The following is a 13,140-nucleotide window of genomic DNA, read 5'->3' as shown; positions in this document are numbered from 1 at the left end:
TTTTTTTACCTAACGGTACGCTGTGCCGAGACGACCCGGGCGCTTTCCAGCAAGCGGATCCCAAGAGCAATCGCACCGGTAATGACCGCCAGCGTCACCACGCCACTCCAGCCCGCCGCTACATACAGTTTGCTGCCCAGGACGGAGCCCAGTGACATACCAATAAATACCCCGGTGAACAGCAACGCGTTCAGGCGACCACGTGCCTGAGGTTCCAGACCATAAACCAGATTCTGGTGGGCCACGAGGCTGGATTGCAGCCCGAGGTCAAAGCCGATAGCCGAGATGGCTATCAGGATCAGCTGGCCGTGCGGCGGCAGTATCGGTAGCAGGAACATCAGAGCAAAAGAGATGGTAACCAGCGCGGCACCCAATTGTGTGACCTTTTCTGCCCCAAATTTATCGGCGAGGCCGCCGGCCAGCGGTGCGGCGAGCGCCCCGGCGGCACCTGCAATACCAAACCCGCCGGCTACCGCGCTCCCCATCTGATAATGCGCCAGCAACATGACCGCCAGCGTTGACCAGAATGCGCTGAAGGCAATAGAAAGGAAACCCTGAGCAAATGCGGCGCGACGCAGTGCCGGATAGCGTTGCCACAGATGCGCCATAGATTTCATCAACTGCGGGTAGCTTAGGGTTGAGTGAATTTCAAAGCGTGGCAGCACGCGCCACATGACCAGGCCAATCAGCGCGATACTGACAGCTGCGGCCTGATACATCACTCTCCAGCCGAACAGGGCACCGACTAATCCGCTGACGGTTCGCGAGAGCAGGATCCCCAGCAGCAGGCCGGTCATAACCGTGCCCACCATTTTCCCTTGTTTGCCCGCCGGAGCCAGGATGGCCGCAGCCGGTACGATATCCTGGGCCATTGTTGCCGCCATGCCGATAAGCAGGCTGACAACCAGTAGTGAAGTCAGTTGGCCAGTCAGGCTACACAACAGCAAAAGTATTGCCAGTGCGACGCTTTTCATCAGAATCAGCGTCCTGCGATCGTGGCGGTCGCCAAGCGGGAGAAGAAAAAGAATGCCCAGCGCGTAGCCCGCTTGCGTTAGGGTCGGAACCAGCCCCATTCCCTCTATGCTCAGATGCAGGTTCGCCCCCATCAGCGGCAGTAGCGGTTGAGCATAATAGATTGAGGCGACGCTGAAGCCTGCGCCCAGGGCGAGTATAAAAATAACCCATCCGGCGGCGCGGGAAGTGAGTGGAGTTGGTGTCATGATGAATTCCTCGTAGAAGCGATGGCGCTATTTTTCCCGGAATAGGGTTGGCGTGGTAGATAGACCGGTGGTAAAACGGTTATACGTATAGCGTATAGGCAAAAGAAAAATGAAGAAGCAGGAGCGTATAGATCGTATAGAACTGATGCGAACGTTTATTCGTATCGTTGAGGCTGGTTCTCTCTCAGCGGCAGCTGTACAGATGAATACGACTCAGGCAACGGTAAGTCGACGATTACAGTCTCTGGAAGGCCTGCTAGGCGCGAAGCTGATTCTACGTACCACCCATGCGATGAAGTTAACCGATGACGGTGAGCGCTGTTATCAGCATGCGCGGCAGGTTGTAGATGCCTGGCTGGCACTGGAAGACGATCTACGCATTACAGACGATCGGCCGGTCGGCGTATTGCGGGTAAGGGCGCCACACGCGTTTGGTCAGCAGCAACTATTAGGACCATTAGTAGGATTTCTACAGCGCTACCCGCAGCTGTCAGTGGAGTGGATGCTGAATGATAAGACAGTAGACTTTCTCAGTGACGGTATCGACTGCGCGATTCGTGTAGGCGCTGAAGTCGATCCAGCGACGGTGTCGGTACAACTGGCTGTGGTTCCACGTAGCGTTGTTGCCTCACCGTCATTACTGGCGAACTCTCCGACCTTAAAGACTCCACAGGAGATGTCGGCACTGCCGTGGGTAGCAATCAGTACATTTTATCAGCATGAAGTGATGCTGCAATCTGAGACCGACGGTCGGCAAATTACTTTTGCTATTGCCCCCTGTCTGAGTACCGATAGCGTACATGTGGCGCGCAATACCGCGCTGGCTGGGCTGGGAGTAGCGATAGTTTCAAGCTGGGCAGTTGCGGAAGATATTGCCGCCGGGCGGCTGGTTGAACTGTTTCCGCAGTGGAGAGCTTCTTCGCTACCGGTGCATCTGGTTTATCCGTGGGCGCGTTATTATCCGACACGGCTGCGTAAGTTTCTTGATTTGATGCGAGAGGTGATGCCGCAGGTAGCAGGGATGCAGCAGCCGGAAGGGGAATAAAAAAAGACCGGCACAAAGGCCGGTCTTTTTAGGTGTGGAACTTACTCTACAGGTTGCGGACGAGTAGGCCCAGCTGACGCCTGGTGGGTTGCACTGTGTCCGCCTGCCGCACCTTTACCATCAAAGGCGAAGTCCGGACGGACCCAGTCACTGTGGCGCGGTGCTTCCGACTCATAAGCTGGTGCAGGTGCGCGCGTCATCGGCGCGGTAGCGTTGCGATTAGCTACAACGACAACCGGGGCAACAACCGCTTCAGACTCAGCTTCAACAACCGGTTCTGCTACAGGTGCTGGCTGCGCAGTTACAGGAATTTCTTCTACCACAGCAACGTCCTCTACTGCGGCAGGTTCTTCTGCAACCGCCAGCTCTTCTGGTTCGACAGTTTGTTCTGTAGCTGCTTCTACGGATTCAGCAACGACAGTTTCAGCCACGACCTCATCTGTTGACGCGATCAGCTGCGGCTGTTCATCAACCGGCGCGGCGATAACTTCCGGATGAGTTGTTTCTACAACCGGAACTTCAGGTTCGCTGATGACGACTTGCGGCTCAGCGGTAATGACCTGCTCCGCAACGCTCTCTTCGACCACTGCCGGTGTCACAACTTCAGCGACAACAGGTTCTGCAACAACAGCTGGCAAAACAACAGGTTCTACCGCTACAGTCGTGAACTCCTGAACCTGAGCTTCTTCTTGCTGCGGTTCCTGCGGGCGAACGACTGGGTAACGGATCCACACCTTACCTGACGCCATTTCCGGCGATGCACAGGCTACAGTGAGCGGCATCGGGGATTGAGTCGGGTAACGCTCGTCACGATAGCGACGACGACGCTGACCACTTACGCGCAGATGGCGAGGAGAGCGACGTGAGCGGCGCGGCATACCGTTAGATTCACGAGCATCGGCTTCGCGTGTATCAATGCTTTCGTCGTTCTCAGCGACAGTTTCAACAACAACCGCTGGCAGATCGACTTTTGCTAGTTCCGTACGCGGCGCGACGATTTCCGGCTGCGCAGCTTCAACCGTTTCAACAACCTGCTCGGCAGCAGCAGATTCAACACGAACCTTCTGTGCCAACTGGCGCGGTTTGCGACGTGGCATTGTCTGAACGCGTTCTTCCTGCTCGCTTTCCTGCACGACAGGTTCTTCAGGAGCCAGTGCTTTCGCTTCTTGTGGAGCCTGACGTTTATCATCATTACGACGACGGTTACGCTCGCGACGAGGTTGTTGCTCGTCACGGACTTTGCCTTTCTCCGCATCTTCACCGGTAGTCTGGCGAGGTTCACGCGCCTCGACGTTCTGCTGCTTCTCGCGGCGATTGCGGCGGCTTTCTTCGCGAGACTCGCGAGACTCCCGACCTTCGCCGTTATCAGCACGATTGTCCCGGTTATCACGATTGTCACGATTATCGCGACGATCGTTGCGATCGCGTCGGTTATTCGAACGCGGTTTACGGCGCTCTTGCTGACGTTCTGTTTTCTCTTCCGCTTTAGCTTCTACCTGAACTTCCGCTGGTTTGGCTTCTTCTGCGCCGGAGAACATGTTTTTCAACGCGCTGAAGAAGCGCGATACCAGGCCAGGCTGAGCCGGTGCAGCCGCTTTAGGCGTAGCAGATGCCGCTGGAGTGCTAGCCGCTGGTGAGCTGGTTGGTTCATCCTGTGCAGGAGCAGGCGGTGCATCTGGCATCACAAAAGCAGCCAGTGCAGGTTGTTCTGGAAGCTTGCGCTCTGGCGGCTCTTCATCAGAAGGCATCGCCATCTCTTCTTCGTGCAGTTTCGGCAGCAGATAGCTCAGAGTCGAGGTTTCTTCACCTTTACGCACGCGCAGTACAGAGTAGTGCGGGGTTTGCATCTCATCGTTCGGGACGATGATGACGCGTATATCGGTCTGACGAGTTTCAATGGCGCTAACCGCAGCACGTTTTTCGTTCAGCAGGTAAGAAGCAATCGGTACCGGCACGATAGCGTGAACTTCTTTGGTGTTCTCTTTCAACGCTTCTTCTTCAATCAGACGAAGAATGGAGAGCGACAGCGACTCGTTGTCACGTACTGTTCCGGTGCCTGAACAGCGCGGGCAGACGTGATGGCTGGACTCGCCAAGCGATGGGCTCAGGCGCTGACGGGACATCTCCAGCAGACCAAAGCGAGAAATGTGGCTGATCTGAATACGCGCACGATCCTGGCGCACCGCTTCGCGCAGGCGGTTTTCAACCGCACGCTGGTGGCGTACTGGCGTCATGTCGATGAAGTCGATAACGATCAGGCCGCCGAGGTCACGCAGGCGCAGTTGGCGAGCGATTTCATCCGCTGCTTCCAGGTTAGTGTTGAACGCGGTTTCTTCGATATCGCCGCCGCGGGTCGCGCGTGCGGAGTTGATATCAATTGCGGTCAGTGCTTCGGTGCTATCGATAACGATAGAACCGCCGGAAGGCAGGCGAACTTCACGCTGGAAAGCAGATTCAATCTGTGACTCAATCTGATAGTGACTGAACAACGGGATTTCACCGGTGTACAGTTTGATTTTGCTGCTGAAATCCGGACGGCCCAGCGCTGCGATATGCTGGCGAGCCAGCTCAAGCACTTTCGGGTTGTCGATAAGGATTTCGCCAATATCCTGACGCAGGTAATCACGGAAAGCGCGCACGATAACGTTGCTTTCCTGGTGGATCAGAAATGGCGCAGGGCGGCTTTCGGCTGCTTTCTTGATAGCTTCCCAGTGCTTCAGGCGGAAACTTAAGTCCCACTGCAGAGCTTCAGCGGATTTGCCGACGCCTGCGGTGCGTACGATAAGCCCCATGCCTTCTGGCAGCTCAAGACTAGCCAGCGCTTCTTTTAACTCGGTACGATCGTCACCCTCGATACGGCGTGAAATACCGCCAGCGCGTGGGTTGTTCGGCATCAGCACCAGATAGCTACCCGCCAGGCTGATAAAGGTGGTGAGGGCGGCCCCTTTGTTGCCACGCTCTTCTTTATCAATCTGAACGATCACTTCCTGGCCTTCACGCAGCACGTCCTTAATGTTAGGGCGGCCATGAGAGTTGTAGTTGGCAGGGAAGTATTCGCGGGCGATTTCTTTGAGGGGGAGGAAACCATGACGCTCGGCACCGTAATCAACAAATGCGGCTTCGAGGCTAGGTTCAATGCGAGTGATTTTGCCTTTGTAGATGTTCGCTTTTTTCTGTTCGTGCCCGGGGCTTTCAATATCCAGGTCGTACAGGCGCTGCCCATCAACAAGGGCGACGCGCAACTCTTCCTGCTGAGTTGCGTTGATTAACATTCTTTTCATCGTAACTTACTCATTATTCTTACATTGACGACTAAGCTACGGGCAGAGTAACGCCTTACCGGGGGAAACCGATGGCCTCGAGTCTGGTTCACGTCGCCAACCTCACGGTTGTCGCGCGCTTAAGAGGCGCAGAGTGTCGGTCGCCTGTATTTCAAACGGAAACACAGTGCAATTATCAGGGGAACTGCCTGGGATGTATCACCAGAGAAGATTCCATTTATACCCATTGTTTTTCACGTTGCAGGCGTGTTGGCTTAACCTGCTCATCTCAATCATTTGACTCAGATGAGCTCCCGGGAATCCCGGAGTTGACGCCTTCCTGCGACGTAAAATCCATAGAGCCTGTACCGGTAAGGACTGCAACCCGCAGCCCGCTAACTGTCTGAAAGATCAATACGTCTTACGCCATTGCTGCGTGGATGATCGGTCAGACAAAATTGGTCATTCCGCTAATTTCTTGTTCTAACAAGGCTCAGCACGGAAAACTGCATCATTATTCCATTGCTAAGCTTGTTATAGCAAGTTGACTTTTACCTTTTATCATCCGGTTACTCACAGTTTCTTCACCAGCGTATACAGATTGTTCTAATAACAAACAAAACGACGATGAAGCATGCGATGCAATCCAGATAATGATAAATATAAGCATATAAAAATGAGTGGCGCTAATGCGTCGGGCTATTTAGAATCGCGCACCATGAAAACTGAGACCCCAAGCGTAAAAATGGTTGCCATTGCGGATGATGACGCAGGGCAACGTATCGACAACTTTTTGCGTACGCAACTCAAAGGCGTACCGAAGAGCATGATTTATCGCATCTTGCGTAAAGGCGAGGTGCGGGTGAACAAAAAACGTGTTAAGCCGGAATACAAACTGGAAGCCGGTGACGAAGTTCGTATCCCGCCGGTGCGGGTAGCGGAAAGGGAAGAAGAAGCGGTATCTCCGCATCTGCAAAAAGTGGCCGCCCTGGCGGACGTCATTCTCTATGAAGACGATCACATTCTGGTGCTCAATAAGCCTTCAGGTACAGCGGTGCATGGCGGTAGCGGTCTGAGCTTTGGCGTGATCGAAGGTCTGCGTGCGTTGCGCCCGGAGGCTCGCTTCCTGGAACTGGTTCATCGTCTCGATCGGGATACGTCTGGCGTTTTGCTGGTTGCGAAAAAGCGTTCAGCGCTGCGTTCGCTGCATGAGCAACTGCGCGATAAAGGAATGCAGAAAGATTATCTGGCCCTGGTGCGTGGACAGTGGCAGTCGCATACCAAAGTGGTGCAGGCTCCTCTGCTGAAAAATATTCTGCAAAGTGGCGAGCGTATTGTTCGGGTCAATCAGGAGGGCAAACCTTCAGAGACCCGTTTTAAGGTGGAAGAACGTTATACCCATGCGACGCTAGTGCGCTGTAGTCCGGTAACCGGTCGTACCCATCAGATTCGTGTGCATACACAATATGCCGGTCACCCGATAGCCTTTGACGATCGTTACGGCGACCGTGAATTCGACAAGCAACTGGCAGGAACCGGCCTTAACCGTCTGTTCCTGCATGCCGCAGCGCTGAAATTTACGCATCCGGGAACCGGGGAAGTTATGCGTGTCGAAGCGCCTTTAGATAATCAGCTTAAGCGCTGCCTACAGGTTTTGCGTAACGCAAAGTAATGTGTATCAGGCTCAGGATTTGAGCCACTTATCAAGCCATGGGAAAACCTCGTCCTGTTGCGCTTTATAAAAAACGTGGTCAAGTTCTGGCCACGTTTTCGTTTCCAGCCCTACGTATTTTGCGATGCCCATACTTTATGGACTTTGGCGAAGACGTCGTTGACCCCTTTTAAGCTGCTGAAAAATCGACGGTACGCAAATCTTCATAAGCCACTTCACCTGCCAGCGAGCGTCCAGGATTAAAATAGTTACTGACCAGCAAAGCGCTTGTCGGGCTAACTGCTGAGAATTAACTGACCTTTCGCAGTTTGTCTCATGACATTTAATCAATGCATGCAACAATTATTTATTCTATATATAAAAAATACACAACAAAGTATCTCACATTCTATTTATATTACTGATAGAGACGGCATCACTTTGTTTTGGATTTCACTTTTCAATAAGAGATATAGCGCATGATCTTTATAAAATAGGGAGTTCTCCCTATGGAAAATAGTAAGGATAGCTGCTTTTTTTGATTTTTAATGTTTGATATGGTTTTGATATATAAGGATTAATTTATTTTTTCATGTTATTCGGTATATCTATATGACCTATACTTCTCAACAATGTAGATACATTTTAAATACAGTGGTGATATTGGCTGGGTTTTTTTTTGAAAAATAACTGAATCGTTTTTGCTAAATGTGATGCACTTCGTAGAAAAGAATAAATTTACTTTTATTGATATGAAGTTGCGATTTTTCGTATCTATATAATTACGTTTTTTAAACACATGTGCATCTATTGGCCTACAACTGAAAGAATTGACGCTGGGGATATGCTATGAATAACTCACGACGCTTGGTATATCTCTTAAGCGGCCCTATCATTTTTATTGTGGCTATCCTGATTTTTTCACATAGCCTGACAACCCCAGGCGCACAGGCTGTCGGTACCTTGCTGTGGATGATCTTCTGGTGGGTTACCCGGCCGGTGCATGTTGCTGTAACCAGCCTCCTACCAATTGTTATCAACGCGCTCTTTAATATTGTGCCGATGGGGAGCATTACGGCCCAGTATTGGTCCGATAGCATTATCCTTATTTTTGGTTCGGGACTGCTGTGCATCCCCTGGGCTTCGATTGGTTTAGATCGCCGGGTTGCTTTAAAAGTTCTTTCTCTTATCGGCCCATCAATGAAGTCGCAGATTACGGTCTGGTTGCTTGCCAGCATCGTAGCTTCAACCATTCTCCCGAATGTGATGGTTTGCGCATTGTTTACGCCTATTGCTATCGCCATGCTGGCAGCGTCAGGTTACGACGATATACCTTCATGTAAACCAGCGGTTCCAATCCTGTTGGCGATTGGCTGGGGGGTTGGTATTGGTGGTGTAGGGAGTCCTCTGGGGGGAGCGATGAACCTTGCGGCTATTTCAATTCTTGAAGAGCGTATTGGTCACGAGTTTATGTACGTTGACTGGCTCATTCGTATGGCACCGTTTTACATCATTATTTCGATTGTCAGCCTTGCCTGTATGCTGCTGATGCCGATGAAAGTTAAAATGCTAAATGGAACGCGCGAGTACTTTGAAAAGAATTACCGCGAACTCGGACCGATGACGCGTGATGAGAAAGTCTGCGCTTCGCTGTTCATTTTAGGCCTGATTGGCGCTTTTGCGCGTCCTCTGTATGCACCTATTTTTCCGGCACTGTCTCCTGCTCATTTATATCTGATTCTTGGTTGCCTCTGCTTTGTGATAACTACGGTCAAAAAAGGACCGATGCTGACCTGGGAGATGGCGCAACAAGAGACCATGTGGGGAATGCTGATTCTCTTTGGCGGTGGTTTAGCGTTAGGAAAATTGGTGAATGACTCTGGTGCAAGCGTTGGAATCGCCAGTCTTATCTCACAACTATCGCTCGATGGCGGACTGCTTACCATTATTGTATTTGTGGTTCTGGCCCGCATCATTTCTGAATCAACAAACTCAACTGCTTCAGCCGCTGTCGTGCTGCCTATTGTCCTTGGATTTACCACCAAGCTTGGTTTGAATCCTATTCCCTACTGGTTTATTACCGTGATGGCCTTCAACGCAGAATTTATGCTGCCCATCAGCGTTCGGGCAATCCCTGTAGCCTATGGTCTGGATGCCAGGGCTATGTTCAAAGGAGGAAGCCTGATGGCTCTCATCCATATCATATTCGTGGTGATTGTCGGTTATACATGCTTGAAATTTTGGCCTGCGTTCAGCCAACTCTCAGAGTTTATGAAATAAGTACGCCCAGGCCAAATTTATGATTTTTAGGGCAGGGGAAGAAGAGATATTCATGTCTTTTAATTACTGAAAATAGAAGGGAAGATGATGAAAAGCTTTAACTTTAAAATACCGCAAAGCATTGAGTTTGGTATCGGCTGCCTAAATAAACTGCCGCAAATCTTAAAGGAAAATCATTCTGAAAATGTGCTCTTGATTTCCGACCCCGGTCTCGAAGGTCTTGGGGTAGTAAAAAAGATAGAAGATATTATTGCTTCTGCGGGAATTCATCATACCACCTGGTTGGGAGTAATTCCGAATCCGACCGTAGACGTCGTAAATGAAGCAACTGCGGTCTACAAGAAATGTGGTGCAACGAGTATTGTGGCGCTCGGCGGAGGCAGTTCGATAGATGTTGCGAAAGCAGTGGGAGTATTAGTTAACTATGGTGGAAGCATCACTGACTACGAAGGGAGCAATAAAGTCCCAGGACCGATTGTTCCGATGATCGCGATCCCGACCACGGCGGGAACGGGGAGTGAGGTCACGGCTTCGTCAGTCATTACGGATGAAGCCAGGAACTATAAACTCTCCGTTATCAGTTATGAGATTCTGCCCAAATATGCACTTTTGGACCCCGAATTGATCATGACTGCACCATCACATATTGCTGCTGCATGCGGTATTGATGCGCTGATTCATGCCTTAGAAGCCTATCTATCCACCAGCGCCTCTCCGTTTTCTGATGCCATGGCAGAAAAAGCGATGGAATTAATTGGTGGTAGCCTGCGTCGGTTTATTGCAAATAGAAAAGATGAGGCAGCAGCATGTGACATGATGCTGGGAAGCAATTTTGCCGGTATCGCCTTTGCATGGGCTAGATTGGGCAATGTGCATGCGATGAGCCATCCGGTAAGCGCTTTTTTCCATGTACCACATGGTGTCGCGAACGCAATTCTTCTACCAACGGTGGTTGAATATAATGCGCTTGCCGATTGTGGACGCTATGAGGTGATTTATAATTATATCCGTGAAGGCAATGGCGTATTAAATGGATTTAAGCCGCAGATGCTTGTTGAGGAAATTAAAAAACTTAATGTCGACTGTGGAATTCCTGCATCACTGTCTGCTGTTGGTGTTAAGGCTGAAATGATCCCTGATATGGCAAAAGATGCTATGAAAAGCGGTAATATTCTGGTGAACCCACGGCAGTCGACATTAAAGGATATTATTGCACTTTACGAAAAGGCGTTATGACAGGTTTCTAAAACTTTAATGATTCTTTAAATTAAATTCGCCAGGTTGTGAGAAAAGCTGAGCCATTGTGATCTAAATTCAATGTTCAGCTTTTTCTTATGGAAATGAATTGCGAGAAAAACCATATTTTGTTAAAAACGGATGTAATAGGTCAGAGTATCGGCCCCCGGATTTATAAAAGTAATGGAGAGTGACCATGAACTACGAAAGTGTTGGTCAGTTAAATTTTTTTTCGGAAATGTCAGAGCGACAAATATCTGCGCGGGAATTTTTTAGTAGCGTCTTATTGGATTCTCTCGAGCGAAACTTTGGTTTCAAAAAAATCTTAATTTCATATTTCGATACCCAGGGGAAGTTTCTTTCATGGGTCAACTGGGATGGTATTCATCTTGATGGTAAAGAGCATCCATACCGTAAGTTTATCGCGAATGATGTTGTCAGGCATGTGATACATCAGGAAGCGGTGGCCGATCAACTCACTTACTTTAATGTCACACCAAGACTATATAAATCAACCGATATTATTAACACGATCGATTATGAACACTCTGGTTACGTGCGATTTCTCGAGGAAAATTTCCAGCAGCATTATGGCGTGACAATGGCATTTGGTATCAATGCTTATATTCAGGTGGCTTTTTTTAAAAATCAGCAAGAGGGCGACTTCACTGATAATGAAATAGCTACGTTAAATAAAATATATGTTTATGTAGCCAACTCATACAAAAATTTCAAGAAGCACGAACAGGCTAAAATTGTCTCAAACATTCAAAATGAGATCATCTCTTCAGGTGAGAAAGCATACTTAATCACTGATGATTTCATGCACATCATGAGTTCAAATGAAATGGCGCAGGAGTTTTTGAAAGATATTCTTGGCCCCTCGATTACCGAAGAGATTAGCAGTACCAGGCCTTGTAACTGGCTCCCATTTTTATTGGGTAATGAAGGTGAGGGCACTACCACTCATCGTGTCCAGACTCGGGTTATAAAAGACTATATTTTCAAAATCTATACCTATGATCAAAACTATTCAAATGGAATTATTGACACCTACCACTGGATCACCATTTCTCAGAAAGAAGATCGAAAAGTTAATGACTACTCTGGCATCAAATTACCTTTGACCCAGGCGGAGCAGAAGGTTGCCGGGCTGATGTATAACGGGTTAACGTATCAGGCAATTGCTGATGAACTGGTAATTAGTTACCATACTGTAAAAAAACACATACAAAATATATACATTAAATGCGGAGTTAACAGTCGTTTTCAATTGTATAAGTGGTTTGAAGATAAATAGCCGGAGTAGAGGTTTAAAATAGGGAGTATTCCCTATGTAAAATAGTAAGTCCGGTCGATTTTCTAAAGCGTTCATTTTAGATATCCTGAGTTTATAGGGTATTGAAAATAAAAATATTAATGCATGTAAACTATGTGTTATATGCATTAATATTTAAATGAACGCTGAGGAAATGCAGAATGAATCAATCACCACCAGGGATTATTTTCAATATTCAGCGCTTCACTATCCATGATGGCCCAGGTCTGCGCACCGAGTTATTTCTAAAAGGTTGCCCGTTACGTTGCGAATGGTGCAGCAATCCTGAAAGTTTTATGCCCTATGCGCAGGTGGGGGTCTATAAAACAAAATGCATTTCCTATAAAAAATGCGCTGCTTGTGACGATACTTGCCCGCAGGAAAATGTACTACAGTTTACTCGCGGAAAACTGACTTCAATAGAACGCCACGACTGTACAAACTGCCTGGCTTGTCATAATGCCTGTCCTTCCGATGCGATTAAGCTATGGGGGAAATCTATGTCGGTAGAAGAGTGCATGGAAGAGATTCGTAAAGATAAAGGCTATTATGAACGCTCTGGTGGCGGGGTGACGGTTTCTGGTGGTGAACCCTTACTGCAAAGTGATTTTGTCGCCAAACTATTTCAAGCCTGCATGAGTGAAGGAATTCAGACGTGCCTTGAGTCATCGTTATATGTGCCATGGAAAAAAGTGCAGAATGTTCTGCCGTACACCGACCTTATTATTTCAGATATTAAACATATGGATCCTGAAATTCATAAAAAATATACTAAAGTATCTAATGATAAGATTCTGAAGAATTTAATAAAGTTAACAGCAGAAAGACATGACATCATTTTACGTATTCCGGTTATTCCAAATGTGAATGATGATATGGCGAATATAGAAGCCACCGCCGATTTTATTCTTAATGAACTCGGCGGGAAAATCCGGACATTACAGCTCTTAAGCTTTATGCGTCTTGGTGAAGAGAAATATACTGCGCTGGGTCTTCCTTATAAAATGAAAAACGTGAAGGTTAATCGCAGGTCATTTCAAAAGCATATCCAGATGCTAGCCGAATATTTTAACCAGCGCGGCATTCATTGCGTGGTGGGGACAAAAGAAAAATAGTCAACATTTTATTTC

8 protein-coding genes and 1 pseudogene are annotated in these 13,140 nt (G+C 48.7%); 6 read left to right on the top strand and 3 right to left on the bottom strand.

The window, feature by feature from the left end; genetic code table 11:
• Positions 1–5 precede the first annotated feature (5 nt).
• Positions 6–1,220 (bottom strand): MFS transporter, encoded by a 1,215-nt coding sequence (locus tag ACMYSL_RS17720; RefSeq protein ID WP_434659230.1) that lies wholly within the window; start codon positions 1,218–1,220, stop codon positions 6–8.
• A 109-nt stretch (positions 1,221–1,329) separates the two neighbouring features.
• On the opposite strand from ACMYSL_RS17720, the gene ACMYSL_RS17715 reads away from it, so the two are divergent.
• Entirely contained in the window at positions 1,330–2,265 is a 936-nt protein-coding gene (locus ACMYSL_RS17715; RefSeq protein WP_228288551.1) for a LysR family transcriptional regulator, read from the top strand.
• Positions 2,266–2,306: 41 nt separating this feature from the next.
• Here ACMYSL_RS17715 and rne read toward each other — a convergent pair whose 3' ends face one another.
• Positions 2,307–5,546 (bottom strand): ribonuclease E, encoded by a 3,240-nt coding sequence (rne, locus tag ACMYSL_RS17710; RefSeq protein ID WP_434659229.1) that lies wholly within the window; start codon positions 5,544–5,546, stop codon positions 2,307–2,309.
• 697 nt (positions 5,547–6,243) lie between these two features.
• Between rne and rluC the strand changes: the two genes are divergently transcribed.
• Complete coding sequence (rluC, locus tag ACMYSL_RS17705) at positions 6,244–7,197, top strand: 23S rRNA pseudouridine(955/2504/2580) synthase RluC (RefSeq protein WP_182237868.1); 954 nt, start codon at positions 6,244–6,246, stop codon at positions 7,195–7,197.
• A gap of 12 nt (positions 7,198–7,209) precedes the next feature.
• Here the strand turns inward: rluC and ACMYSL_RS17700 are convergent.
• Positions 7,210–7,456: pseudogene (locus ACMYSL_RS17700) on the bottom strand (hypothetical protein); the annotation flags it as partial.
• A gap of 569 nt (positions 7,457–8,025) precedes the next feature.
• Between ACMYSL_RS17700 and ACMYSL_RS17695 the strand changes: the two are divergent.
• The 4 genes from ACMYSL_RS17695 to hpfH all read left to right on the top strand — a co-directional run bounded on the left by ACMYSL_RS17695 (position 8,026) and on the right by hpfH (position 13,125).
• Entirely contained in the window at positions 8,026–9,456 is a 1,431-nt protein-coding gene (locus ACMYSL_RS17695) for an SLC13 family permease (RefSeq protein WP_434659228.1), read from the top strand.
• Between the two features lie 84 nt (positions 9,457–9,540).
• Entirely contained in the window at positions 9,541–10,692 is a 1,152-nt protein-coding gene (locus ACMYSL_RS17690; RefSeq protein WP_434659227.1) for an iron-containing alcohol dehydrogenase, read from the top strand.
• Positions 10,693–10,888: 196 nt separating this feature from the next.
• A complete protein-coding gene (locus ACMYSL_RS17685) occupies positions 10,889–11,992 on the top strand; it encodes a response regulator transcription factor (RefSeq protein WP_434659226.1) in 1,104 nt (367 codons plus the stop codon).
• A gap of 179 nt (positions 11,993–12,171) precedes the next feature.
• A complete protein-coding gene (gene hpfH, locus ACMYSL_RS17680) occupies positions 12,172–13,125 on the top strand; it encodes a (2S)-3-sulfopropanediol dehydratase activating enzyme (RefSeq protein ID WP_434659225.1) in 954 nt (317 codons plus the stop codon).
• The last annotated feature ends 15 nt before the right edge of the window (positions 13,126–13,140 follow it).

This window comes from Klebsiella sp. MISC125, assembly GCF_051131775.1.
Taxonomy (GTDB): Bacteria; Pseudomonadota; Gammaproteobacteria; order Enterobacterales; family Enterobacteriaceae; genus Klebsiella.
Note: the sequence above shows the minus strand (reverse complement) of the source record. Positions and strands in the feature narration are given on the sequence as shown.

Coding starts and splice junctions, on each gene's coding strand:
- ACMYSL_RS17720 (WP_434659230.1), bottom strand. CDS start 1,220: ATGACACCAACTCCACTCACTTCCCGCGCCGCCGGATGGGTTATTTTT.
- ACMYSL_RS17715 (WP_228288551.1), top strand. CDS start 1,330: ATGAAGAAGCAGGAGCGTATAGATCGTATAGAACTGATGCGAACGTTT.
- rne (WP_434659229.1), bottom strand. CDS start 5,546: ATGAAAAGAATGTTAATCAACGCAACTCAGCAGGAAGAGTTGCGCGTC.
- rluC (WP_182237868.1), top strand. CDS start 6,244: ATGAAAACTGAGACCCCAAGCGTAAAAATGGTTGCCATTGCGGATGAT.
- ACMYSL_RS17695 (WP_434659228.1), top strand. CDS start 8,026: ATGAATAACTCACGACGCTTGGTATATCTCTTAAGCGGCCCTATCATT.
- ACMYSL_RS17690 (WP_434659227.1), top strand. CDS start 9,541: ATGATGAAAAGCTTTAACTTTAAAATACCGCAAAGCATTGAGTTTGGT.
- ACMYSL_RS17685 (WP_434659226.1), top strand. CDS start 10,889: ATGAACTACGAAAGTGTTGGTCAGTTAAATTTTTTTTCGGAAATGTCA.
- hpfH (WP_434659225.1), top strand. CDS start 12,172: ATGAATCAATCACCACCAGGGATTATTTTCAATATTCAGCGCTTCACT.